Source organism: Staphylococcus sp. HMSC069D12 (assembly GCF_001810405.1).
Classification (GTDB): domain Bacteria; phylum Bacillota; class Bacilli; order Staphylococcales; family Staphylococcaceae; genus Staphylococcus; species Staphylococcus haemolyticus.
The window spans coordinates 14,793-40,813 of record NZ_KV801093.1 but is presented as its reverse complement, the minus strand read 5'-3'; the positions used below and the strand labels follow the sequence as shown (position 1 = coordinate 40,813).

Annotated in this window: 22 protein-coding genes; 21 read left to right on the top strand and 1 reads right to left on the bottom strand. The window is 32.2% G+C overall.

The window, feature by feature from the left end; all coding sequences use genetic code 11:
- Window positions 1-134 precede the first annotated feature (134 nt).
- From rnjB to rny, 12 genes are all read left to right on the top strand, one after another.
- Window positions 135-1,808, top strand: a complete 1,674-nt coding sequence (rnjB, locus tag HMPREF2737_RS01565) for a ribonuclease J2 (RefSeq protein WP_037551616.1) — start codon at window positions 135-137, stop codon at window positions 1,806-1,808.
- A gap of 235 nt (window positions 1,809-2,043) precedes the next feature.
- Window positions 2,044-4,461, top strand: coding sequence for a DNA translocase FtsK (locus tag HMPREF2737_RS01560; protein ID WP_037551614.1), 2,418 nt, complete (start codon window positions 2,044-2,046; stop codon window positions 4,459-4,461).
- A gap of 3 nt (window positions 4,462-4,464) precedes the next feature.
- Window positions 4,465-5,181: a GntR family transcriptional regulator gene (locus HMPREF2737_RS01555; protein ID WP_037551693.1), complete on the top strand. Its 717-nt coding sequence runs from the start codon at window positions 4,465-4,467 to the stop codon at window positions 5,179-5,181.
- A 25-nt stretch (window positions 5,182-5,206) separates the two neighbouring features.
- Window positions 5,207-6,481: an EF-P 5-aminopentanol modification-associated protein YfmF gene (gene yfmF / locus HMPREF2737_RS01550; protein WP_037551612.1), complete on the top strand. Its 1,275-nt coding sequence runs from the start codon at window positions 5,207-5,209 to the stop codon at window positions 6,479-6,481.
- On the top strand, window positions 6,481-7,770 hold the full coding sequence (gene yfmH / locus HMPREF2737_RS01545; protein WP_037551610.1) for an EF-P 5-aminopentanol modification-associated protein YfmH: 1,290 nt from the start codon (window positions 6,481-6,483) through the stop codon (window positions 7,768-7,770). Before yfmF ends, yfmH begins: the two co-directional genes overlap by 1 nt.
- Window positions 7,770-8,474 (top strand): elongation factor P 5-aminopentanone reductase, encoded by a 705-nt coding sequence (ymfI, locus tag HMPREF2737_RS01540; protein WP_037551608.1) that lies wholly within the window; start codon window positions 7,770-7,772, stop codon window positions 8,472-8,474. Before yfmH ends, ymfI begins: the two co-directional genes overlap by 1 nt.
- 173 nt (window positions 8,475-8,647) lie before the next feature.
- Window positions 8,648-9,478, top strand: a complete 831-nt coding sequence (locus HMPREF2737_RS01535; RefSeq protein WP_037551607.1) for a YmfK family protein — start codon at window positions 8,648-8,650, stop codon at window positions 9,476-9,478.
- A 21-nt stretch (window positions 9,479-9,499) separates the two neighbouring features.
- On the top strand, window positions 9,500-9,892 hold the full coding sequence (locus HMPREF2737_RS01530; protein WP_037551606.1) for a helix-turn-helix domain-containing protein: 393 nt from the start codon (window positions 9,500-9,502) through the stop codon (window positions 9,890-9,892).
- A 33-nt stretch (window positions 9,893-9,925) separates the two neighbouring features.
- Entirely contained in the window at window positions 9,926-10,501 is a 576-nt protein-coding gene (pgsA, locus tag HMPREF2737_RS01525; protein ID WP_037551603.1) for a CDP-diacylglycerol--glycerol-3-phosphate 3-phosphatidyltransferase, read from the top strand.
- A gap of 154 nt (window positions 10,502-10,655) precedes the next feature.
- A complete protein-coding gene (locus HMPREF2737_RS01520; RefSeq protein ID WP_037551692.1) occupies window positions 10,656-11,798 on the top strand; it encodes a CinA family nicotinamide mononucleotide deamidase-related protein in 1,143 nt (380 codons plus the stop codon).
- 175 nt (window positions 11,799-11,973) lie between these two features.
- Entirely contained in the window at window positions 11,974-13,020 is a 1,047-nt protein-coding gene (recA, locus tag HMPREF2737_RS01515; protein ID WP_037551602.1) for a recombinase RecA, read from the top strand.
- Window positions 13,021-13,406: 386 nt separating this feature from the next.
- The gene (rny, locus tag HMPREF2737_RS01510; protein ID WP_011275913.1) at window positions 13,407-14,966 is read left to right on the top strand and encodes a ribonuclease Y; all 1,560 of its coding nucleotides are present in this window, start codon (window positions 13,407-13,409) and stop codon (window positions 14,964-14,966) included.
- Window positions 14,967-15,250: 284 nt separating this feature from the next.
- On the opposite strand, the gene HMPREF2737_RS01505 is transcribed toward rny, so the two are convergent.
- Complete coding sequence (locus HMPREF2737_RS01505) at window positions 15,251-15,466, bottom strand: hypothetical protein (RefSeq protein ID WP_037537291.1); 216 nt, start codon at window positions 15,464-15,466, stop codon at window positions 15,251-15,253.
- Between the two features lie 159 nt (window positions 15,467-15,625).
- Here HMPREF2737_RS01505 and HMPREF2737_RS01500 point away from each other — a divergent pair, with 159 nt between their 5' ends.
- The 9 genes from HMPREF2737_RS01500 (at window position 15,626) to mutS (ending at window position 26,011) form a co-directional block, all read left to right on the top strand.
- A complete protein-coding gene (locus HMPREF2737_RS01500) occupies window positions 15,626-16,420 on the top strand; it encodes a TIGR00282 family metallophosphoesterase (protein WP_011275911.1) in 795 nt (264 codons plus the stop codon).
- 134 nt (window positions 16,421-16,554) lie between these two features.
- A complete protein-coding gene (locus HMPREF2737_RS01495) occupies window positions 16,555-18,315 on the top strand; it encodes a 2-oxoacid:acceptor oxidoreductase subunit alpha (RefSeq protein ID WP_037551601.1) in 1,761 nt (586 codons plus the stop codon).
- Window positions 18,316-19,182 (top strand): 2-oxoacid:ferredoxin oxidoreductase subunit beta, encoded by an 867-nt coding sequence (locus HMPREF2737_RS01490; RefSeq protein WP_037537287.1) that lies wholly within the window; start codon window positions 18,316-18,318, stop codon window positions 19,180-19,182.
- Between the two features lie 223 nt (window positions 19,183-19,405).
- A complete protein-coding gene (locus HMPREF2737_RS01485; RefSeq protein WP_037551600.1) occupies window positions 19,406-20,017 on the top strand; it encodes a poly-gamma-glutamate hydrolase family protein in 612 nt (203 codons plus the stop codon).
- Between the two features lie 60 nt (window positions 20,018-20,077).
- The gene (locus HMPREF2737_RS01480) at window positions 20,078-20,374 is read left to right on the top strand and encodes a thiamine-binding protein (protein WP_037551599.1); all 297 of its coding nucleotides are present in this window, start codon (window positions 20,078-20,080) and stop codon (window positions 20,372-20,374) included.
- Window positions 20,375-20,669: 295 nt separating this feature from the next.
- A complete protein-coding gene (gene miaB, locus HMPREF2737_RS01475) occupies window positions 20,670-22,214 on the top strand; it encodes a tRNA (N6-isopentenyl adenosine(37)-C2)-methylthiotransferase MiaB (protein ID WP_037551598.1) in 1,545 nt (514 codons plus the stop codon).
- Window positions 22,215-22,580 (top strand): YlbF/YmcA family competence regulator, encoded by a 366-nt coding sequence (locus tag HMPREF2737_RS01470; protein WP_037551597.1) that lies wholly within the window; start codon window positions 22,215-22,217, stop codon window positions 22,578-22,580.
- Window positions 22,581-22,601: 21 nt separating this feature from the next.
- Window positions 22,602-23,093: an energy coupling factor transporter S component ThiW gene (gene thiW, locus HMPREF2737_RS01465; protein WP_037551596.1), complete on the top strand. Its 492-nt coding sequence runs from the start codon at window positions 22,602-22,604 to the stop codon at window positions 23,091-23,093.
- A 266-nt stretch (window positions 23,094-23,359) separates the two neighbouring features.
- Entirely contained in the window at window positions 23,360-26,011 is a 2,652-nt protein-coding gene (gene mutS / locus HMPREF2737_RS01460; protein WP_037551594.1) for a DNA mismatch repair protein MutS, read from the top strand.
- Window positions 26,012-26,021: the final 10 nt, after the last annotated feature.

Below are 26,021 nucleotides of genomic sequence, written 5' to 3'. Positions count from 1 at the left end.
TAATATCTAATACTAAATTCGATTGTTACTATAATGCCTCAAGAAATACTTTAATAGTGTACATCCAACATAAATTAAACTATAATAAATTATGAGTTTATATGGACGGGGATTTTATAATAGGAGGTAACATTTTGAGTTTAGTGAAAAAAAAGAATGACGATATTCGCATCATTCCACTTGGTGGTGTCGGCGAAATCGCAAAAAATATGTATATCGTTGAAGTAGACGATGAAATGTTTATGTTAGATGCGGGGTTAATGTTCCCAGAAGATGAAATGTTAGGTGTAGATATTGTAATTCCTGACATTCAATATGTCATTGAAAATAAAGAAAAACTAAAAGGTATCTTTCTAAGCCATGGTCATGAACACGCTATTGGTGCAGTTAGCTACATTTTAGAACAAATTGATGCACCAGTATATGGCTCTAAATTAACGTTAGCACTTGTTAAAGAAAATATGAAGTCACGTAATGTTAAAAAGAAAGTACGTTATTATACTGTAAATCATGATTCAGTAATGAGATTTAAAAATGTTAATATTACATTCTTTAACACTACACACAGCATTCCTGATAGTTTAGGAATTTGCATTCATACTTCATACGGTTCAATCGTTTATACAGGTGAATTTAAATTTGATCAAAGTTTACAAGGACATTACACCCCAGATATCAAACGTATGGCTGAAATAGGTGAAGAAGGTGTCTTCGCATTAATCAGTGACTCAACAGAAGCTGAGAAACCTGGATATAATACACCTGAGAATGTTATAGAATCGCACATTTACGATGCTTTTGCGAAAGTACAAGGACGCTTAATTGTGTCATGCTATGCTTCAAACTTTATTAGAATTCAACAAGTATTGAACACTGCAAGCAAATTAAATCGTAAAGTTTCATTTTTAGGTCGTTCACTTGAAAGTTCGTTTAATATTGCACGTAAAATGGGATATTTTGACATTCCTAAAGACTTGTTAATCCCTATTAACGAAGTTGGAAATTATCCTAAAAATGAAGTCGTAATTATTGCCACTGGCATGGAAGGCGAACCTATCGAAGCATTGAGCCAAATGGCCCAACAGAAACACAAAATAATGAATATTGAAGAAGGCGATTCAGTATACTTAGCAATTACAGCATCAGCTAATATGGAAGTTATCATTGCTGATACACTGAATGAATTAGTGCGCGCAGGTGCATATATTATTCCTAACAATAAAAAGATTCATGCATCTAGTCATGGTTGCATGGAAGAATTAAAAATGATGATTAATATTATGAAACCTGAATACTTTATCCCTGTTCAAGGTGAATTTAAAATGCAAATTGCGCATGCTAAATTGGCTAACGAATCTGGTGTGGCGCCGGAGAAAATTTTCTTAGTCGAAAAGGGAGACGTTATTCATTACGACGGTAAAGATATGGTATTAAACGAGAAAGTTAATTCTGGCAATATTCTTATCGATGGTATTGGTGTAGGAGATGTCGGTAATATCGTATTGAGAGATCGTCATTTACTTGCAGAAGATGGTATTTTTATTGCAGTTGTTACATTGGATCCGAAAAATAGACGAATTGCTGCTGGTCCTGAAATTCAATCACGTGGCTTTGTATACGTTCGTGAAAGTGAAGAACTAATGAAGGAAGCAGAAGATAAGGTTCGTGAAATTGTTGAAGCAGGTCTTCAAGAGAAACGTATTGAGTGGTCTGACATCAAACAGAATATGCGAGATCAAATCAGTAAATTACTATTTGAAAGTACAAAACGTCGTCCAATGATTATTCCAGTTATTTCAGAAATTTAAGATATATACAATCCAAAAGAGGTCGGGACAACATCACAGTTGTGTAATAATTTAAAAGGTTATGTAAACTCATTACTTAAATTATTCACTTTAGTTTATGACGATAAGTCTAAATGTGGTTGGTATTGTTCCAACCTCTTTCATACTTTTAAAAATACTATTAATACATATCGGAATACTATAAATATTTGTATAAAAAGAAATACTAAGTGATAAATAAAGAAGGTGTACTATTTTGCCACAAACTAAGAAAAAAACAACAACTCGTAAAAAGGGTGCAACAGCTCGTAAATCGACTAAGAAAAAGCAACAGAAAAAAGATAGCTCAATTCGCTATATCGTTGCAATCATTATAGTCATTTCGTCGGTTTTGGGAATGTTTCAATTAGGAATTGTTGGTCGAATGATTGATAGCTTTTTCAATTATTTGTTTGGAATGAGTCGCTATTTAACATACATATTACTAAGTTTGATTACAGTCTATATTGCAATGCAGAAGAAATTTCCTAAAACAAGACGGACTTTTGGGTTAATATCATTACAATTTGTCTTATTAATTACAACACAAATTATTTATCATTTTCAAAAAGGTGTAGTATCTGAAAGAGAACCTGTTTTATCCTATGTCTATAAGGCTTATGAACATAGTCATTTTCCGAATTTTGGTGGGGGATTAATAGGATTTTATTTACTTAAAATATTTATTCCACTCATTTCAATTGCCGGTGTCATCATTCTTACATTAATTTTATTAAGTTCTAGTATTATTTTATTGCTTAAACTTAGACATAGAGATGTTGTTAAAGCATCAATTGATAAAATGAGAAACTCAAGTCAAAGTGCATCATCTAATTTCAAAGTAAAAAGAGAACAAAACAAACTTAAAAAAGAAGAACGTCAACGTGAAAAAGAAGAAGAGCGTGAACGCCTACGACAACATCAATTAGAACAAGAACAACTTGAGTCAGCACAAATCAAAGATGTTAGTGATTTCCCTGAAGTTAGTACTGAACCAGAAGATATTCCTATATATGGACATAGTGAATCGCAAGAAAGTAAACAAACAACTACTAATAAACGTAAGAAAATACGTTTTGGTTTAAATAGTGAAGATATTGATAAAGAGAATAGTAGTAACGATGAAACAAATCTAGAGGATGAAAATTTACCAGAGTCGAATTCAAATGATAATCATCAAATGAATGGAACAATTTCCGAAGCTGGTGAAGAGTCAAATGTGGCATATCACATTCCTCCATTATCATTACTTAATCAGCCAGCTAAGCAACAATCTACATCTAAGTCTGAAGTTCAACGTAAAGGCCAGATACTCGAATCAACAATGAAAAATTTTGGTGTAAATGCAAAAGTTAAGCAAATTAAAATTGGTCCAGCTGTTACACAATATGAAATCCAACCAGCCCAAGGAGTTAAGGTTAGTAAAATTGTTAATTTGCATAATGATATTGCACTCGCTTTGGCAGCGAAAGATGTACGAATTGAAGCACCAATTCCAGGTCGATCAGCTGTTGGTATAGAGGTACCAAACGATAAGATTTCTTTAGTTACGCTTAAAGAAGTTCTTGAATCTAAATTCCCAGCGAGTAATAAGCTGGAAGTTGGACTTGGTAGAGATATTTCTGGTGAACCAATGACAATTCAATTAAATGAAATGCCCCACCTATTAGTTGCAGGATCAACTGGTAGTGGTAAGTCAGTATGTATCAATGGCATTATTACTAGTATTCTTTTAAATGCAAAACCTCATGAAGTTAAACTTATGTTAATTGATCCTAAAATGGTGGAATTAAATGTTTATAATGGGGTGCCCCATTTATTAATACCGGTAGTTACAAATCCACACAAAGCTTCTCAAGCATTAGAGAAGGTAGTTGCTGAAATGGAACGACGATATGATTTATTCCAGCATTCATCTACACGTAATATTGAAGGGTATAATAAATTTATACGCCGTCAGAATGAAGAACTTGATGAAAAACAAGCAGAATTACCTTATATAGTAGTCATTGTAGATGAGTTAGCTGATTTAATGATGGTTGCAGGTAAAGAAGTAGAGAACGCAATTCAACGTATCACTCAAATGGCTAGAGCAGCAGGCATTCATTTAATTGTTGCTACTCAAAGACCATCTGTAGATGTAATCACTGGTATAATCAAAAATAATATACCATCACGTATTGCGTTCGCAGTAAGTTCTCAAACTGACTCTAGAACAATTATAGGCTCTGGTGGAGCTGAAAAATTACTTGGTAAAGGTGATATGCTATATGTAGGAAATGGTGAATCAGCTCAAACGCGTGTACAAGGTGCATTCTTAAGTGATCAAGAAGTGCAAGATGTAGTTAACTATGTTGTTGAACAACAAAAAGCAAATTATGTGAAAGAAATGGAACCAGATGCGCCAGTAGATAAATCAGAAATGAAGAGTGAAGACGTTTTATATGAAGATGCATATATATTTGTAATTGAACAACAGAAAGCTAGTACTTCACTATTGCAACGACAATTTAGGATTGGCTATAATCGAGCTTCTAGATTAATGGACGATTTGGAACGTAACCAAGTTATCGGCCCACAAAAGGGTAGTAAACCTAGACAAGTATTAGTAAATTTAGATGATGAAGAGGTGTAAATGATGACAGAGTTAAACTCAGCTTTTAAAGTGAAAGAATATATTCTTAAGCAGATTAAAGAACAATCTTTAAAACCTGGTGATAAATTACCTAGCAATTTATCGATTGCTAGAGAATTAAATGTAAAAACTGATGATGTCTATGAAGCGATTGGTGGACTCATAACTGAACAAGTCTTGACAGATAACTTTGAAGAAGGACCAAGCGTAAAAACATTGCACCCCTTCTTCTATCCATTGAATAAATTATTTAGCATCAACGATATGATTAAAGAAGCTGGCTACCACTCAAGCACGGAATATTTAAGTTTAGAGCAACAACCTGCCTCTATACTGGATGCACAAATGTTAGGTATCAATGATAAACAACCTATTACAATCATTGAACGACTGCGTACTGCCAACCACCAACCAGTAATTTATTGTTTAGATAAAATCGCAGAAGATTATCTAACATGTGCAGATTATCAAGTGAGCGATGGTTCTATGTTAAATGCAATAGAGACTAATACGGGACATAAAGTCGCTTCAGCTGAAACAGAGGTTGAAGCCATTAGTTATGAACCACATATTTCTGATATTCTAAACGCATCTCCACATGAAGGTTTAATGCTATTAAAGGTTGTACATTATGACGAAATGGGTAAACCTATTTTATACTCATTAAATTATGTGAAAAGCAGTCTAGTTAAATTTAAATTGACGCGTACAAAAATATAGAAACAATATTAAGGAGTGTGGATGAATGTTAGAACAACAAACTAATAATGAGCATCAAATACATATTGATGTGTTACCTACAGATAAATTTAAGACAACTTTGATTACCTTTAAATTTATGGCACCTTTAGAATATGAAACTATTACAGCACGATCATTGTTAAGCAAGTTGTTAATACGTGCTACAAAAAAATGGTCCACGGATAAAGTATTTAGTAAACATCTATCTGAACTATATGGTGCATACATACATAGTTTTGTCTCAAAATTTAAAGATAAACATGTTATCACTATCTCGTTAGAAATAGTTAACGAACGCTATTTAAAAGATTCAACACCCTTATTTGAAAAAGGATTAAATGTACTATATGAAGTGATAATGAATCCACTTATAGAGAATAATGCCTTTAACACAACGTTTGTAAATCAAGAAAAATCATTATTATCAAAGAAAATTGAAGCTGTAATTGATAATAAAGCACAATATTCTTTCTTGAATTTATTAAAATATATGTTTAAAGATGAACCTTATCGTCATTTAGCGACAGGTCAGATTGAAAAAATTAGTACAATCACACCTGAAAATTTATATAATACATATCAAAACATGATTAGTAATGACCTATGTTCTATTTATGTAGTAGGTAACGTAAATAAACAAGAAGTTAAACAATTAATTCAATCTAAATTTACGATTAATCCATTTAAAATAGCGAAAACTAATCAACTTAATTTAAAAGATTCATGTTCAGAAACACAATATATAGTTGAAGAAGATGAAGTTGATCAAGCTAAATTAAATATGGGTTATCGTTTTCCAACACGATTCGGGGCAAATGATTATTATGCATTGGTTGTATTAAACACGATGTTCGGTGGCGATCCATCATCTGCATTATTTAATGAAGTGCGTGAAAAGCAAAGTCTAGCATATTCAATACACTCTCAATTAGATAGTAAAAACGGTTATCTTTTTGTATTAAGCGGTGTTTCAGCAGATAAATATGAATTTGCTAAAGATACAATTTTAGAGGAGTTTGATAAGTTTAAACGCGGTGAATTTGATATAGATAAATTAGAACTTGCTAAAAAAATTATCATTTCTCATAGGCACGAAATAACCGATCGACCTAAAAGTATCATCGAGGTCATGCAAAATCAACTACTGTTAGATTATAAACAAACAGACGAAAGCTACATAGATCACATTCAAAAAGTAACAAAGGATGATGTGATATCAATGGCTAATAAAGCAGAACTAGATACGATATATGTACTTACAAAGGGGGATCATTCTTAATGAGGGAAACATACTATGAATTGATTGATGAACGTGTTTTTGAACATGAATTAACTAATGGTTTACGTTTATTTGTTATCCCAAAAAAAGGATTCCAAAAGACATTTGTAACGTATACTACTCAATTTGGCTCTCTTGATAATACTTTCAAACCTCATAATCAAAATGATTTTGTGACCGTGCCAGATGGTGTCGCTCACTTTTTAGAGCATAAGTTATTTGAGAAAGATGATACTGAAGATTTATTCACTGCATTTGCCAATGATAATGCTCAAGTAAACGCATTTACTAGTTTTGATCGCACTAGCTATCTGTTCAGTGCAACAGATAATGTTGAAAGGAATATTTTAAGATTATTAGAAATGGTTGAAACGCCTTTCTTTTCTAAGGAAACGGTAGATAAAGAAAAAGGTATTATTGCTGAAGAAATAAAGATGTATCAGGAGCAACCTGGTTATAAAATTATGTTTAATACTTTACGTGCTATGTATCAAAATCACCCTATTAAAGTTGATATAGCAGGAAGCGTTGAAAGCATTTATAACATTACTAAAGATGATTTATATTTATGTTATGAAACATTTTATCATCCATCAAATATGGTGTTATTTGTCGTTGGAGATGTCAATCCTGAAAACATACGTGACATAGTTGAAACTCATGAAAATAAAAGGGATAAAACGAATCAGTCTAGCATTGAACGAGCAACTGTTGATGAACCAACAAATGTTATAACACCTTTTGTTTCAGAAGAAATGAAATTACAATCTCCTAGATTAATGTTAGGTTTTAAAAATGAACCAACTGAAGCTTCACCACATGAATACGTACAACATGATTTAGAAATGACACTATTTTTCGAATTAATATTTGGTGAAGAAACTGAATTTTATCAGACTTTATTAAATGAAGATTTAATAGACGAATCTTTTGGATATCAATTTGTACTCGAACCTACATATTGTTTTTCAATTATCACCAGTGCAACGCAATATCCAGATAAGTTAAAAGAAGTGTTGTTAAGAGAGCTAAACAAGTATTGTGGTAATCTTGATGATCAAGAAGCATTTGAATTGTTGAAAAAACAATTTATTGGGGAATTTATTTCAAGTTTAAATTCTCCTGAATATATTGCAAATCAATATTCTAAATTATACTTTGAGGGCGTCAGTGTATTCGATATGTTAGATATTATAGATAATATAACATTAGATAGTATTAACGAAACTGCATCTAAATTTTTAAATATCAATAATATGGTTGATAGTCGATTGGAGCCTAAAGCTTAATGAGAGCGTTAGTACTTGGTGGGTCAGGCACTATTGGAACAGCAATTGTAGAGCGTTTATTAGAAGAAGGTAATGAAGTAATTATTCAATATTTTCAATCAGATTTAAAAGCATTACAAGATAAGTACAAAGGCAAAGCAGTCGAATTTATACAAGTTGATTTAACGCAAAATATTGATTTGGAAACTACGTTTGCTCACATCAAACATTTAGATTGTTTGATATACAGTAGTGGTACAGCTTTGTATGGCTTATTGCAAGATATGTCAGATAAAGATATTGATCTTAGCTATAACATTCATGTTAAGCAGTTAATTAGATGTTGTCGTTATTTTATAGACTTAATACGTCAAAGTGAGTTTGGTCGAATTATTGTTATTTCATCCATTTGGGGTGAAACAGGTGCGAGTATGGAAACAATTTACTCGGCAATGAAAAGTGCACAAATCGGTTTCGTCAAAGCGCTAAGTCAAGAATTAGCGATGACTAATGTCACTGTTAATGCTATCACCCCTGGTTTTGTAAGTGGAAATATGTCACAAGTTTTTAATTCAGATGAATTGAAAGCTATATTAGCAGAATTGCCTCAGCAAAGAATGATTAATCCTTGTGAAATTGCGCATACGTGTGCTTATCTATGGAATCCTTTGGCGAAAAGTATTACTGGAACTGTCCAAAAAGTAAACGGTGCTTGGTATATTTAAGTTGTGACAATTGAGGATGTGATAGCATTTAACGTCACTACTCTATTAGCTATAGTAAATTTCCCTTACACAGTAAAAAAAGATTTTTGAACCAAGTTCTAAATGCTATAATATGATTACTAATTTTAATATTCCGATGGTAGGTTACCATTTAAAACAAGGGGCGGATATTGATGACAGTAGCCGAAAAGAAAGAATGGTATCTTGAATATGAAATCACAGTTAACCGAGCAGGTTTACTGGGTGATATTTCGAGTTTACTTGGTATGTTAGGTATAAGTATCGTTACGATTAATGGGGTTGATCAAGGTCGACGGGGTTTATTAATTAAAACGGACAGTCTTGAGAAAGTTAATCGCTTTGAACATATAATCAATGAGCTTAGTGAGATAGAAATTACTAAATTAAGAGTACCTGAATTACGTGATAGATTGGCTGTTAGACATGGACGTTATATTGAACAAGACGCCGATGATAAAAAAACTTTTCGTTTTGAACGTGAAGATTTAGGTTTATTGGTAGATTTTTTGGCTGAACTATTTAAAGAGGAAGGTCATAAATTAATTGGTATCAGAGGTATGCCGCGTGTCGGAAAAACAGAATCAATCGTAGCAGGAAGTGTATGTGCGCATAAGCGATGGTTATTTATTAGTTCTACATTGATTAAGCAAACTGTACGAAGCTCTCTTATTAAAGGAGAATATGATTCTAACCATGTTTATATTATTGATGGCGCTGTCACTGCTAGAGAATCAAACCCTAAGCATCAAGAATTAGTGCGAGAAGTAATGACCTTACCATCAATCAAAGTGGTTGAACATCCAGATTTATTTGTGGAATCGGGTAATTATAGCATGGATGATTTTGATTATATTATTGAATTAAGAGAAAATGAAAATCAAGAAATTGAATATGATCAAATGAAACAACAAACAGTTAAAAGTAAAAACACGCTAGACTTTGGAGAAGACATGTTTGGCGGAGGATTTGGATTTTTTGAATAGTGGTTGTGGAGGCTTTTAGAAGTGAAGACAATTGGTGAAACATTAAAAGGTAGACGTGAAAGGCTAGGAATGACGTTAGCAGAATTAGAAGAGCGCACTCAAATTAAACGTGATACGTTGAAATTAATCGAACAAAATCAGTTTGATAAATTAGCTAAAGTTGATTACGCAGAGGGTTTTATTCGACGTTATGCGAGTGTGGTAAATATTGATTCACAACAACTGATTCAAGCGCATCAAGAGGAAATACCAGATAGTCAACATCAATTGAATGAGCTTTTATACAGATATCATAATGATGATGCGCCTACATATCGTACTAAGAGTAAAGAACCTTTACAATTAATGATAATTATTGGTGGCATTATTGTAATAACTTTTATCTTATGGGTCTTAGCTGTGTTACTATTATAAAATGAGAGATAAATTTAGAAATGAGGCTTTAACATGAATATTCCAAATCAAATTACGGTTTTCAGAGTAATACTAATTCCGGTTTTCATATTATTTGCTCTAGTAAACTTTGGATTTGGCAATGTATCTATTTTAGGTGGATTTGAAATCCGTATTGAACAACTTATTGCTGCTATCATTTTCATTGTAGCTTCTTTAAGTGATTTCCTAGATGGGTACTTAGCTAGAAAATGGCAACTTGTAACTAATATGGGTAAATTCTTAGATCCACTAGCTGACAAATTGCTAGTTTCCAGTGCATTAATTGTTATGGTTCAATTAGGACTTACAAATTCAGTAGTAGCAATCATTATAATTGCACGTGAATTTGCTGTTACAGGATTACGTCTATTACAGATTGAACAAGGGTTTGTTAGTGCTGCTGGTCAATTAGGTAAAATTAAAACTGCTGTGACTATGGTTGCAATTATTTGGATTTTATTAGGTGATTTATTAGCAACATGGATAGGCATCCAAATTGGACAAGTATTACTTTATATAGGTGTTTTATTCACAATTTTATCTGGTATTGAATACTTTTATAAAGGTAGAGATGTTTTCAAACATTAAATTAGTGAAATATAACCAAGAATGATAGTGATAGAAAAATAATTCTATTCCTATTTATTCTTGGTTTTTTAGTTCAATTTTTAGAATAAATGTCATATTTTGCATTATAATGATAGATGTTGTGCAAGAATTATCGTTAGGGGGATAAATGGACATGAATATTTCAATAATAGCTGTTGGATCTGAGTTATTATTAGGACAAATTGCTAATACGAATGGACAATATTTATCAAGATTATTTAATAGTATTGGTAAAAGTGTTGTCGAACATACTGTGATTGGCGATAATCCTCAAAGATTAGAGTATGTTATCAAAGAGGGGTTAAAACGTTTTGATACACTTGTATTTACTGGGGGATTAGGACCTACAAAAGATGACTTAACAAAGCATACTGTTGCGAAAGTGCTTGGTAAAAATCTTGTGACAGATACAAATGCATTAGAATATATTGAGAATTATTTTAAAGAACAAGGACAAGAAATGACACCCAATAATAAGCAACAAGCTTTGGTTATTGAAGGTGCAAAAGTATTACAAAACAATTATGGGATGGCACCTGGTATGTTTGTGGAATATGAAGATAAGAAAGTCATTTTATTACCTGGCCCACCAAGTGAAATGCAACCAATGGCAAAGAATGAGTTATTACCTTATTTAATGGATGAAGATAGAGTTATACACTCAGAACAATTAAGATTCGCTGGAATTGGAGAATCTAAAGTTGAAACAGAGTTAATGGATTTAATTGATAGTCAAGATAATCCAACCATTGCTCCATTAGCTGGTACGCATGAAGTTTATATTAGATTAACTGCTAATGCAAATACAGAAAATGAATGCAAAAAGTTAATTGCACCTACTAAAGAGAAGATTCTTGCAAGAATAGGTGACTATTATTACGGTTCGGATGATATCGTTATTGAACAGGCATTAATGAATATTATAAATAAAAGTTTCAGCATATATGATGGCGTGACCAATGGTGCACTATATACACGTTTGAAAAACCAAGATTTAAATCATTTTTTGAAAGGACAACTACCTGATTCATCAGTCTTTGTTTCTGATTTTGATGATATTCTAGATAAATTAAAATATGTATCTCAATATGTAAAAGATTTATATAAAACTGATTGGGGTATAGCGTTATTACACGATCAAGAACAAGTTTATCTTGGATACTATGATGACAGTGTGTTTAAATATGAGACATTTAAAATGCCTCTAAAACGAAATATTTTAAAAAGCAGAAGTCAAAATTATGCCATGATAAAGTTAATAAATTGGTTTAAATAGTTATTATTTTTGAAAACTAGAGTATTCATTTAGTACGTTTGTTCGATTTTATCTTGTCTAGCATTGTTAAAAGCGAACAAATATTCGCAAAATGCTTGTAATTAGATTCAATTGAATGTATAGTATTAATTAAGATATTAATACGATGATTAACTCATTAATAGGAGGTTTCGCTTTGGATAATGATCGTCAAAAAGCTTTAGATACAGTTATAAAAAATATGGAAAAATCATTCGGTAAAGGTGCCGTTATGAAACTAGGCGATAATAAAGGACGCCGTGTTTCAAGTGTTTCAAGTGGTTCAGTTACATTAGATAACGCACTAGGTGTAGGTGGATATCCTAAAGGTAGAATTATAGAGATTTATGGACCAGAAAGTTCTGGTAAAACAACAGTAGCTTTACATGCTATTGCAGAGGTACAAAAGAACGGTGGCGTTGCTGCATTTATCGATGCCGAACACGCACTTGATCCGGTATATGCAGAAGCATTAGGTGTAGATATTGATAATTTGTATCTATCACAACCAGACCATGGTGAACAGGGTTTAGAGATTGCTGAAGCTTTCGTTCGAAGTGGTGCGGTTGATATTGTAGTAGTTGACTCTGTTGCTGCATTAACACCTAAAGCAGAAATTGAAGGTGAAATGGGCGATACGCATGTAGGACTTCAAGCTCGCTTAATGTCACAGGCGTTACGTAAATTATCTGGTGCAATTTCAAAATCAAATACAACAGCCATTTTCATTAATCAAATTCGTGAAAAAGTTGGTGTAATGTTTGGTAACCCAGAAACTACACCTGGTGGACGTGCATTAAAATTCTATAGTTCTGTTCGTTTAGAAGTTCGTCGTGCTGAGCAGTTAAAACAAGGCCAAGAAATTGTTGGTAACAGAACTAAAATTAAAGTTGTCAAAAACAAAGTTGCACCACCTTTTAGAGTCGCTGAAGTAGATATTATGTATGGTCAAGGTATCTCTAAAGAAGGTGAATTGATTGATCTTGGTGTTGAAAATGACATCGTAGATAAATCAGGTGCATGGTACTCATATAATGGTGATCGAATGGGTCAAGGTAAAGAAAATGTAAAAACATACCTTAAGGAAAATCCTCAAGTTAAAGAAGAAATCGATCGTAAGTTACGAGAAAAACTCGGTATTTTCGATGGAGATGTTGATGAAAAAGAAGAAGATGCACCGCAAACCTTATTCGATGAAGAATAGTATTTACAATTTTAATTATTGAAGTGAATATTTCGCTAACTATATAGCGATAAAGTTTTAGTAAAATACGTCAGTTCACTAAAATTCACTTTTATTATATGAAATAAGCCTGCTACATTTGATAAGCTACCCCAGTATTAAGCATTGAATAAATGAAATACTAGGAGGCAGTTTTTATCACTTAACATTGTAGTAGGATTTTTGTTTTTATATAAACTTACATATAGTAAGTAATATATGTAAATTCGAAATACAGTGCAATTTCATATCTTGACACTAACAAGTTAATAAACGTACAATTAATATGTATAATTATTATACATTTATAAAAATCATAAAGAGATTTTGATATACAAAGCAAATACCTAGAAAAAGGAGGTGTTTATGTGAATTTATTAAACCTCCTACTCATTTTGCTGGGGATTATTCTAGGGGTTGTTGTGGGGTATTTTGTAGCCCGAAATTTATTGCATCAAAAGCAATTACAAGCTAGACAAACTGCTGATGATATTATCAAGCAAGGTCAAAAAGAAGCTGATAATATCAAAAAGGAAAAATTATTAGAGGCAAAAGAAGAAAACCAAATCATAAGAGAACAAACTGAATCAGAACTACGTGAAAGACGTGGTGAGCTTCAAAGACAAGAAGCCCGACTTCTTCAAAAAGAGGAAAATTTAGATCGAAAATCTGATCTTCTCGATAAAAAAGATGAGATTTTAGAACAAAAAGAATCTAAACTTGAAGAAAGACAACAACAAGTAGATGCAAAAGAGAGTAGTGTTCAGACATTAATAATGAAGCATGAACAAGAATTAGAACGCATCTCCGGTCTCACTCAAGAAGAAGCTGTAAATGAACAACTTCAAAGGGTTGAAGAAGAACTGTCACAAGATATTGCAGTACTTGTTAAAGAAAAAGAGAAAGAAGCTAAAGAAAAAGTTGATAAAAAAGCAAAAGAATTATTAGCTACTACCGTTCAAAGATTAGCTGCTGACCATACAACTGAATCAACAGTTTCAGTAGTTAATTTACCAAATGATGAGATGAAAGGTCGTATCATTGGTAGAGAAGGTAGAAATATTAGAACTTTAGAAACATTAACAGGTATTGATTTAATCATTGATGATACACCAGAAGCGGTTATTTTATCTGGTTTTGATCCAATTAGACGTGAAATCGCGCGTACAGCATTAGTTAATTTAGTCTCAGATGGGCGCATCCATCCAGGCAGAATTGAAGAAATGGTAGATAAAGCTAGAAAAGAAGTAGATGACATTATTAGAGATGCTGGTGAACAAGCAACATTCGAAATCAATGTTCATAATATGCACCCAGACTTAGTTAAAGTCTTAGGTCGTCTAAATTATAGAACTAGTTATGGTCAAAACGTCTTGAAACATTCTATTGAAGTGGCGCATTTATCTGGAATGCTAGCTGCTGAACTAGGAGAAGATGTTAGCTTGGCCAAACGTGCTGGATTACTTCACGATGTTGGTAAAGCGATAGATCATGAGGTTGAAGGTAGCCACGTAGAAATAGGTGTTGAATTAGCTAAAAAATATGCAGAAAATGAAACTGTAATTAATGCTATTCACTCTCATCATGGTGATGTTGAACCTACTTCTATTATTTCAATTCTGGTAGCAGCTGCTGACGCATTATCTGCGGCTAGACCAGGTGCTCGTAAAGAAACGCTTGAAAACTATATACGTAGATTAGAACGCTTAGAAACACTTTCTGAAGGTTATGATGGTGTAGAAAAAGCATTCGCTATTCAAGCAGGTCGAGAAATTAGAGTTATTGTTTCCCCTGATGAAATAGATGACTTGAAGTCATACAGACTGGCTAGAGACATTAAAACGCAAATAGAAGATGAATTACAATATCCTGGTCACATCAAAGTGACAGTTGTAAGAGAGACAAGAGCAGTAGAGTATGCGAAATAGTTTTTAACAGATCCAAATTTTGGGTCTGTTTTTTTCTTTTGTTTTCTTTTCAGTTAAAATTCAATTATTAATTGAATTTAATAAAGTAGGTGAAATGTTGTCATTAAAAAAGAGTGAGATTGAATTCATTACGAATTCATAGTCTCACTCCAAATAGATGACTAGAACCAAAAAGTACAAACTAATTGAGGACATACTCAAAGTTCAATCATTTAATATAAATTTTCATTGTAAACTTAAACTATTTGATGTTTATGCTTATCCTTAATTGATAGTCTTATATATTATTTAAGTTGTAAATCTGTTTTTCTTAATTCAGAAATTATTTCTGCTGTATCATAGCAATTAGTAGCAATATTTGAATATCTTTCAGCTAAACGATAAGCGTTGATGTATAATTCAAGACTTTCTTTAGCGATATCTTCTGCATCTTCAGATTTAGATGGATTAGATTTTACCACTAATTCTGCAAACTTCTCTGGATCAATATTAATTGACATGTAAATTTTACAACTCCTATTACTTTTGATAAACCTATCTTAACATATGTTGTATACATGCTAAAGCAAATAGATATCAAATTTAAAAAGAGTATGAATATCCTCTTTTATTATAGACCTATATGAATTAAACTATTTTTATGAGAGGATGAACATTCAATGAGGATATTATTTATTGGAGATATCGTAGGTAAAGTTGGAAGAAATGCGATTGCTGAATATTTACCTAAAATAAAACAATCATATAGACCTACTGTAAGTATCGTTAATGCTGAAAATGCAGCGCACGGTAAGGGTCTAACTGAAAAGTTATATAAACAATTATTAAGAGATGGCGTAGATTTCATGACGATGGGTAATCATACATACGGTCAACGTGAAATTTATGACTTTATTGATGATGCAAACAGAATGGTAAGACCCGCTAATTTTCCAAGTGAAGCACCTGGTGTAGGCATGAGATTTATTCAAATTAATGATATTAAATTAGCAATTATTAATTTGCAAGGCCGTTCATTTATGCAAGATATCGACGACCCTTTTAAAAAAGCTGATCAACTTATTGAAGAGGCTAAAAAGGAGACTAATTTTATATTTGTTGATTTTCATGCAGAAACGACATCAGAAAAAAATGCAATGGGATGGTATTTAGATGGTAGAGTAAGTGCGGTAGTTGGTACGCATACACACATTCAGACTTCAGATGAACGTGTACTACCGAATGGCACAGGGTATATTACTGATGTTGGTATGACAGGATATTACGATGGTATATTAGGTATTAATCGTGATGAAGTAATAGAGAGATTTATCACAAGCTTACCACAACGTCATGTTGTGCCGGATGATGGAAGAAGTGTTCTATCTGGTGTTATTATAGATTTAGATAAAGATGGAAAAACAAAGCAAATTGAAAGAATTTTAATTAATGACGATCATCCATTTAATAAATAATTTAAAAGAAATATATAGATGAACGAATATAGTCCATTAGTATGAATTTAAATAATTGCCACTGTTGTCATAGTAAGACGGTGGTTATTTTTGTTATGATTTATTATGAATTAATTCCACAGGAGGCATATGATATGAAATCACAAATATCATGGAAAGTGGGCGGACAACAAGGTGAAGGTATCGAATCGACTGGAGAAATCTTTGCCACAGCAATGAACCGTAAAGGTTATTATTTATATGGATATAGACATTTCTCAAGTCGTATAAAGGGTGGACATACTAATAACAAAATTAGAGTATCTACTGCACCTGTACATGCAATCAGTGATGATTTAGACATTCTAGTGGCTTTTGATCAAGAAACGATTGAATTGAATCATCATGAAATGCGTGAAGATAGCATTATTATTGCTGATGCAAAAGCTAAACCGACAAAACCTGAACAATGTCGTGCTCAACTTATTGAATTACCTTTTACTAGCACAGCTAAAGAATTAGGTACTGCATTAATGAAAAATATGGTTGCTATAGGAGCAACATGTGCAATCATGGATTTAGATACTGCAACATTTGAAACCCTTATAACTAATATGTTTACTAAAAAAGGTGAAAAAGTTGTAGAAATGAACATTGAAGCTCTAAATCAAGGTTATACATTGATGAAAGAACAATTAAATGATTTACAAGGAGACTTCAAACTACAAACGACTGGAGAGAATCCACACTTATATATGATTGGTAATGATGCCATTGGATTAGGTGCGATTTCAGCTGGTTCTCGTTTCATGGCTGCTTATCCAATTACACCGGCATCTGAAATTATGGAATATATGATTGCAAACGTCCCAAAAGTAGGCGGTACGGTAGTACAAACTGAAGATGAAATTGCTGCAGCCAATATGGCAATTGGTGCTAATTATGCAGGTGTCAGAGCATTTACTGCTAGTGCTGGTCCAGGTTTATCACTTATGATGGAAGCCATAGGCCTATCAGGTATGACTGAAACACCTTTAGTCATTATTAATACTCAACGTGGTGGACCATCTACAGGTTTACCAACCAAGCAAGAACAATCAGATTTAATGCAAATGATTTATGGTACGCATGGAGATATACCTAAAATAGTAGTTGCTCCTACAGATGCTGAAGATGCATTCTATTTAACTATTGAGGCTTTTAATTTAGCCGAAGAATATCAATGCCCAGTAATTATATTGAGTGACTTACAATTATCGTTAGGTAAACAAACAGTCGAACGCTTAGATTATAATAAAATTCAAATACATCGTGGCGAGTTATTACAATCTGATATTGAACGTGAAGAAGACGATAAACAATACTTTAGAAGATATGCATTAACAGGAAATGGAATATCACCTAGACCAATTCCGGGCGTTAAAGGTGGCATACACCATGTAACTGGCGTTGAACATAATGAAGAAGGTAAACCGAGTGAAGCGGCTGAAAATAGACGTCAACAAATGGAAAAAAGAATGCGTAAAACATCAAATATACTAATTGAAAAGCCTGTTGAGTTAGATGAGCATCATGAAGAAGCGGATATTCTATTTATAGGATTCATATCTAGTAAAGGTGCAATTCAAGAAGGCGCAGAAAGACTAAATGCTCAAAGTATAAAAGTAAATACAATGCAGATTCGACAACTACATCCTATGCCGAAAGATGTCATTCAAGAAGCTATCGATAAAGCATCTAGAGTTATTGTTGTTGAACATAATTATCAAGGTCAACTTTCAAATATCCTTAAAATGAATACAACTATTCAAGATAAATTAATAAATCAAATTAAGTATGATGGAACACCTTTCTTACCTCATGAAATTGAATCTAAAGGACAAAAAGTAGTAAGCGAAAGTAAGGAGTTGGTATAATTGGCTACATTTAAAGATTTTCGAAATAATGTGAAGCCAAATTGGTGCCCCGGTTGTGGTGATTTCTCAGTTCAAGCAGCTATTCAAAAAGCGGCAGCTAATGTAGGGTTAGAGCCAGAGGAAGTAGCAATTATTACTGGTATAGGTTGTTCAGGACGACTATCTGGTTACATTAATTCATACGGTGTACATGGCATACATGGACGTGCTTTACCATTAGCGCAAGGTGTTAAAATGGCTAACAAGGATTTAACAGTTATTGCTTCTGGTGGTGATGGCGATGGATACGCTATTGGTATGGGTCATACCATACACGCCTTAAGACGAAATATGAATATGACTTATATTGTTATGGATAATCAAATTTATGGCTTAACTAAAGGTCAAACGTCGCCTTCATCTGCAGTAGGTTTTGTTACTAAATCTACCCCTAAAGGTAATATCGAGAAGAATGTTGCACCACTCGAATTAGCTTTATCATCAGGCGCTACATTTGTAGCACAAGGCTTTTCTAGTGATATTAAAGCATTAACTAAACTAATTGAGGATGCGATTAACCATGATGGTTTTTCATTTGTAAATGTCTTTTCACCATGTGTAACATACAACAAAGTTAACACATATGATTGGTTTAAAGAACATTTAACTAGTTTAGAAGATATCGAAGGCTATGATACTTCAGATAAACAATTAGCAATGAAGACTGTTCTAGATCATGAATCACTAGTTAAAGGTATTGTATATCAAGATACTGAAACACCATCATATGAGTCTCAAATTGAAGAATTAAATGAAAGTGCATTATCTAAACGCGATATTCATATAACAGAAGAAGATTTTAATAACTTAACTGCTCAATTTGTATAGAAATTGTATGAGCTCACTTTAAAACGCCTTAAGTTTTGAAGTGAGTTTTTTTATAACTTTAAATTTTTTATGGAAAATAATAACACCATAGTTTAATGATGTATAGAAAATATTAAAATATTTTAGTTTAAGTAATCATTGTTAAAAATCATTTAAATACTTTTTAGAACCTATAAAATGGGAAAGAATAGTAATAACACTATACTTAAGAGAGGTTTTTACAATGGATAAATATCATTCTATGAAAGAATTACAAAATGAGACAATTGAGAATGAGGATTGGGAGATAATGACTGAAGATAGAGATAGTGACGTAACGATTTTGGCAATACATGGTGGTGGAATTGAACCAGCCACTTCTGAAATTGCTAGGGTCATTGCTAATGAAGGGCAATTTAATTATTTCGTCTTTAACGGTATTCGAACAAAAGGAAACAATGAATTGCATGTGACATCTATAAACTATGATAATGATATCGCAATGAACTTAGTAAAATCTAGTGAACGTGCTGTGACAATTCATGGATGTCTTGGTGAAGAAGACGTTGCTTATATCGGTGGTAAAGATAATCAATTAAAAGAGCGTATTGCTAATGAATTAAATCAAATAGGTGTAGAAGTTAAAGAAGCACCGAATCACATGTCTGGTGTTCAAGATGATAATATAGTTAATTGTACGAAAAATGAAGTTGGGGTACAAATAGAATTAACATCTAGTTTAAGAAAGTCTTTATTTAAAAATAATAAGTTTAATCGTAAAAGTAGAATGGATGAATCAAATTGGGATGATAAAATGTATGATTTTGGCCAAGCAATTAACTCGGCAATTAATTAAGGCAAGTTAAATAAGGGCGTGGTAAAATTAAGGTAATAATATTGAATGAGGTGATTGTTAATGCAAGACACATTAATGAGTATTCAAATCGTTCCGAAAACGCCAAACAATGAAGACGTTATACCTTATGTAGATGAGGCAATAAAAATTATTGATGATTCTGGATTGCATTTTAGAGTTGGCCCACTTGAGACCACAGTTCAAGGTGATATGAGCGAATGCTTAATTTTAATCCAAAAATTGCATGAACGTATGGTTGAATTAGAATGTCCGAGTATTATAAGTCAAGTTAAGTTCTACCATGTACCAGCTGGCATCACAATTGAAACGTTAACAGGAAAATTTGATAACGAGTAAGTAAAGTTTAAATGAGATAAGCCTAAGACATAAATCTGTGTCTTAGGCTATATTTTTTATAATGGCAGTAGTTGACTGATCTAAAAAAACTATAACAAGCTTTTTTAATGCTAGTCAATCTTGCTTTACTAAGATTACATCTAAATAAATATTGTAAAAATATTATTTCTATCCCACCCCATTCCACTTTTTAAATGACAAATTTATTAACTATTTCAACTCTTTTTGCACTTTATTATTAATTTTAATATAATTAACTAATGATATAAGGGCATATAGAAAGGAATTTTTTAAAGTGAACGAAGAACAAAGAAAAGCTGGTACGATAAATATCCTTGATGAACGCGATAGAAAAGTAGAAAAAGATTATAGTAAATATTTCGAAAAAATTTATCAACCACCTAGTTTAAAAGAAGCACGTAAACGTGGAAAACAAAATATAAATTATAATCGTGACTTTCATATAGAAGATAAGTTTGAAGGGATGGGCAAAGGTCGCACATTCTTAATAAAAACATATGGCTGCCAAATGAATGCACATGATACTGAGGTAATGGCAGGAATATTACAAGCCTTAGGATATACTGCCACAGAAGATATCAACGAAGCGGACGTTATTTTGATAAATACATGTGCGATTCGTGAAAACGCTGAAAATAAAGTGTTTAGTGAAATTGGTAACTTAAAACATTTAAAAAAGAATAGACCAGAAGCATTAATTGGTGTATGTGGATGTATGTCACAAGAAGAGTCAGTAGTAAATAAAATACTTAAATCATACCAAAATGTGGATATGATTTTTGGAACTCATAATATTCACAAATTACCTGAAATTTTAGAAGAAGCATACCTATCTAAAGCAATGGTTGTCGAAGTTTGGTCTAAAGAAGGCGACATTATTGAAAACCTTCCTAAAGTACGTGAAGGTAGTACAAAAGCATGGGTTAATATTATGTATGGTTGTGATAAATTCTGTACATATTGCATTGTACCCTTTACTAGAGGTAAAGAACGCAGTCGTAGACCAGAAGATATTATTGAAGAAGTTCGCGGTTTAGCGAGAGATGGTTATAAAGAAATAACTTTGCTTGGTCAAAATGTAAACTCATATGGAAAAGATATTAAGGATTTAGAGTATGGATTAGGAGATTTATTAGAAGATATTTCCAAAATTGATATTCCAAGAGTACGTTTTACTACTAGTCACCCATGGGATTTTACAGATAGAATGATTGAAGTAATAGCTAAAGGTGGCAATATTGTACCTCATATCCATTTACCCGTGCAATCAGGAAATAATGCTGTATTGAAAATTATGGGACGTAAATATACAAGAGAAAGTTATTTAGATCTAGTTAATAGAATAAAAAAATCAATACCTAATGTAGCTTTAACTACTGATATCATTGTTGGATATCCAAACGAAACTGAAGAACAATTTGAAGAGACACTATCACTATATGACGAAGTTCAATTTGAGCACGCTTATACGTATTTATACTCTCAAAGGGATGGTACACCTGCCTCAAAAATGAAAGATAATGTTCCTAAAGACGTTAAAAAAGAACGATTACAACGTTTAAATAAAAAAGTAGGACATTATTCAGAAAAAGCTATGAATCAATATGAAGGCAAAACTGTAACTGTTCTATGTGAAGGTTCAAGTAAAAAAGATGATACAGTTTTAGCAGGTTATACCGAAAAGAACAAGTTAGTTAACTTTAAAGGTCCACGTGAGGCAATCGGTAAGTTAGTAAATGTTGAAATTGATGAAACAAAACAATATTCATTAAATGGTACATTCAAAGAATTTAACGATGCACCATTGGTGACAAATTAAATGTATAGTAAAGATGATATTTTAAAACAAGCCGATCAACTCACGAGTAAAATTCAAAATTTAGATCTTATAAAATCTTATCAAAATATAGAGAAACAAATTCATGAAAATCGTAATATTGAAAGTAAAATGAATCGCTTAAAAAAACAACAAAAGCAATCTGTTAATTTTCAAAATTATGGGAAACAACATGCTTATCAACAATCAGAAAATGAAATTGAAGCGCTAGAACATGAAATTAATGAATTACCAATAGTGGAAGAATTTCGTTCTGCTCAGTATGAAGCAAACGATTTATTACAACTAATGATAAGCACAATGGAAGATCGTTTGAATGAACATAATGAGGATGAACATAAGGATTAATGGAAGAAGGGGATACGCACTATGAACAATAGAAAATTGACACTTACTGCACTGTTAATTGCCACTAATGTTGTATTAAGCAGTATTATTATCATACCCTTAGGTCCTGTCAAAGCAGCACCTGTTCAACATTTCATCAATGTGTTATGTGCAGTATTTGTAGGGCCATGGTACGGTTTAGCCCAAGCATTAATTTCATCAATCATAAGAAATTTATTTGGTACTGGTAGTTTTTTTGCATTTCCTGGCAGTATGATTGGCGTGCTATTGGCTAGTGTATTCTATATGTATAGAAAACATATCTTTATGGCTGCTGTTGGTGAAGTAATTGGTACAGGCATTATAGGAAGTCTTTTATGCATACCAATGGCGTGGGTTTTAGGTATGCAAGATTTCTTTGTCAAACCCTTAATGATAGCATTTATTATTTCAAGTTTTATCGGAGCTGCTATTAGTTATTTCTTACTTATAATGTTGAAAAAAAGAGGTTTACTAGATAGATTTAAACAATAATAGTTTGGAAATAAGAGATTGATTTAGTTGATTTGAGATTATCATTCCAAAATAAAGTACAGTCGTTTATGAAACGTATGTGTTCTATATTTTGTTGTGATAATCTTTTTTATTTGTAAATTAAGATGAATCATTTTTTAACTAAACTCTAAAAAATAAATAAAATCAATAAAATGAACTCACGAGCGTTGTAACATTTCATATGTTAAAATATATGAGTTAAAAGCATGTAATAAATCGGAAAAAATTAGTAAGGTTGTGAAAATATGTCAAACACGACACCGATGATGCAACAATATTTAAAAATTAAATCGCAATATCAAGATTGCTTATTATTCTTCAGATTAGGCGATTTTTATGAAATGTTTTTTGAAGATGCTAAAGAAGCGTCAAGGGTATTAGAAATTACATTAACTAAAAGAGATGCTAAAAAAGAGAATCCAATACCTATGTGTGGTGTTCCGTATCATTCCGCTAATAGCTATATTGAAACATTGATAAATAATGGTTATAAAGTAGCAATTTGTGAACAAATGGAAGATCCTAAACAAACTAAAGGTATGGTAAAACGCGAAGTAGTTAGAGTTGTAACACCTGGAACAGTCATGGAACAAGGTGGTATGGATGAAAATCAAAATAACTACATTTTAAGTTTCATTAAACAAGATAGTAACTACGCCCTTAGCTATTGCGATATTTCTACAGGAGAGTTAAAAGCCACTCAAATTGAAGATGAAGATACATTGATTAATGAAATTGTAACTATTAATCCTAATGAAATCGTTGTTAACCAAGAAATTGATGAAAATCTTAAAAAGCAAATCTATTTAACTACAGAAACTATAACAATTAGAGAATCTATTTCCGATGCAAGCTATGAAGTGAATCAATTAACTAATAATCGTATGTATCTAGCAACACAACTATTACTCGATTATGTTTATCATACTCAAAAACGAGATTTGTCTCACATAGAAACTGCAATAACGTATGCTGCAGTGGATTTTATGAAGATGGACTACTATGCTAAAAGAAATTTAGAATTAACCGAAAGTATTAGATTAAAATCTAACAAAGGAACACTTTTATGGTTAATGGATGAAACTAAAACGCCGATGGGAGCACGTCGCCTTAAGCAATGGATAGACAGACCATTAATCAATAAAGAAAGAATTGAAGAAAGACTAAGTGTAGTAGAATCATTCATAAATCACTTTATTGAGAGAGATACATTACGAGGATATTTAAATCAAGTATATGATATAGAAAGACTTGTTGGCCGTGTCAGTTATGGCAATGTCAATGCGCGTGATTTAATTCAACTTAAACATTCAATTTCAGAGATACCTAATATTAAATCTTTACTTGAAAGTATGAATGACGTAGCATCAAATCAATTTAGTTCCCTTGAACCATTAGAAGACTTATTACAAGTGTTAGAAGATAGTTTAATCGAAGAACCACCTATTTCCATTAAGGATGGTGGTCTATTTAAACAAGGCTTTAGTAAACAATTAGATGAATACTTAGAAGCTTCTAAAAATGGAAAAGATTGGTTAGCACAATTACAAGCTAAAGAAAGAGAGCGTACAGGTATTAAATCTCTTAAAATCAGTTTTAACAAAGTGTTTGGTTATTTTATAGAAATTACACGAGCAAATTTACAAGGATTTGAACCTAGTAAATTTGGCTATCACCGTAAACAAACATTGTCCAATGCCGAACGCTTCATTACAGATGAATTGAAAGAAAAAGAAGATATTATTTTAGGTGCAGAAGATAAAGCGGTAGATCATGAATATCAACTATTTGTTCGCCTAAGAGAACACATTAAAACGTACACTGAAAGACTACAAAAACAGGCTAAAATCATTTCTGAACTTGACTGCCTACAAAGTTTTGCTGAAATTGCACAAAAATACAACTATGTTAAACCTGAATTTAGTGATAATAAAACGCTAAGCTTAGAGAACTCTCGCCATCCTGTTGTTGAACGTGTGATGGACTACAATGACTATGTACCTAATGACTGTAAATTAGATAAAGATAACTTTATATATCTAATAACTGGTCCTAACATGTCTGGTAAGTCAACTTACATGAGACAAGTAGCAATCATAAGCATCATGGCTCAAATGGGGGCTTATGTTCCTTGTGATAAAGCAGAATTACCAATATTTGATCAAATATTCACTCGTATAGGTGCTGCAGATGATTTAGTATCAGGAAAAAGTACATTTATGGTAGAGATGTTAGAAGCACAAAAAGCATTAACTTACGCAACAGAAGATAGTTTAATAATCTTCGATGAAATTGGTAGAGGAACTTCAACATATGATGGGCTAGCGTTAGCTCAAGCAATGATTGAATATGTTGCTCAAACATCTCATGCGAAAACTTTATTCTCAACACACTATCATGAACTTACGACTTTAGATCAAGCACTACCAAATCTTAAAAATGTTCATGTGGCTGCGGATGAATATAAAGGTGAATTAATCTTCTTACATAAAGTAAAAGATGGTGCTGTAGATGATAGTTATGGTATTCAAGTAGCGAAACTAGCTAACTTGCCAGATGAAGTTATTAACCGTGCACAAGTTATATTAGATGCTTTTGAACAAAGTCAAAATGCTTCTGATAATGAAGAGTATTCTAACATTACTGTTCTTAAAGATTCAGCCTCAGTGGAAGGGTTTGCAGATTATGACGCACAAAATGCAAATAACAATGATAAAAAGTCTCAAACAACAAAGTATACAAATGAGAATGAATTTGAGCAAGCGTCATTCGATTTATTTGATTCAGAAACAATGACTAGTAAAATTGAGGAACAGATTAAAAATCTTAATATATCAAACATGACGCCTATTGAAGCATTACTAAAACTAAGTGAATTACAAAACCAATTGAGATAGAGGTGTTTGA

Coding starts and splice junctions, on each gene's coding strand:
- HMPREF2737_RS01555 (WP_037551693.1), top strand. CDS start 4,465: ATGACAGAGTTAAACTCAGCTTTTAAAGTGAAAGAATATATTCTTAAG.
- yfmF (WP_037551612.1), top strand. CDS start 5,207: ATGTTAGAACAACAAACTAATAATGAGCATCAAATACATATTGATGTG.
- yfmH (WP_037551610.1), top strand. CDS start 6,481: ATGAGGGAAACATACTATGAATTGATTGATGAACGTGTTTTTGAACAT.
- ymfI (WP_037551608.1), top strand. CDS start 7,770: ATGAGAGCGTTAGTACTTGGTGGGTCAGGCACTATTGGAACAGCAATT.
- HMPREF2737_RS01535 (WP_037551607.1), top strand. CDS start 8,648: ATGACAGTAGCCGAAAAGAAAGAATGGTATCTTGAATATGAAATCACA.
- pgsA (WP_037551603.1), top strand. CDS start 9,926: ATGAATATTCCAAATCAAATTACGGTTTTCAGAGTAATACTAATTCCG.
- HMPREF2737_RS01520 (WP_037551692.1), top strand. CDS start 10,656: ATGAATATTTCAATAATAGCTGTTGGATCTGAGTTATTATTAGGACAA.
- HMPREF2737_RS01505 (WP_037537291.1), bottom strand. CDS start 15,466: ATGTCAATTAATATTGATCCAGAGAAGTTTGCAGAATTAGTGGTAAAA.
- HMPREF2737_RS01500 (WP_011275911.1), top strand. CDS start 15,626: ATGAGGATATTATTTATTGGAGATATCGTAGGTAAAGTTGGAAGAAAT.
- HMPREF2737_RS01495 (WP_037551601.1), top strand. CDS start 16,555: ATGAAATCACAAATATCATGGAAAGTGGGCGGACAACAAGGTGAAGGT.
- HMPREF2737_RS01485 (WP_037551600.1), top strand. CDS start 19,406: ATGGATAAATATCATTCTATGAAAGAATTACAAAATGAGACAATTGAG.
- HMPREF2737_RS01480 (WP_037551599.1), top strand. CDS start 20,078: ATGCAAGACACATTAATGAGTATTCAAATCGTTCCGAAAACGCCAAAC.
- HMPREF2737_RS01470 (WP_037551597.1), top strand. CDS start 22,215: ATGTATAGTAAAGATGATATTTTAAAACAAGCCGATCAACTCACGAGT.
- thiW (WP_037551596.1), top strand. CDS start 22,602: ATGAACAATAGAAAATTGACACTTACTGCACTGTTAATTGCCACTAAT.
- mutS (WP_037551594.1), top strand. CDS start 23,360: ATGTCAAACACGACACCGATGATGCAACAATATTTAAAAATTAAATCG.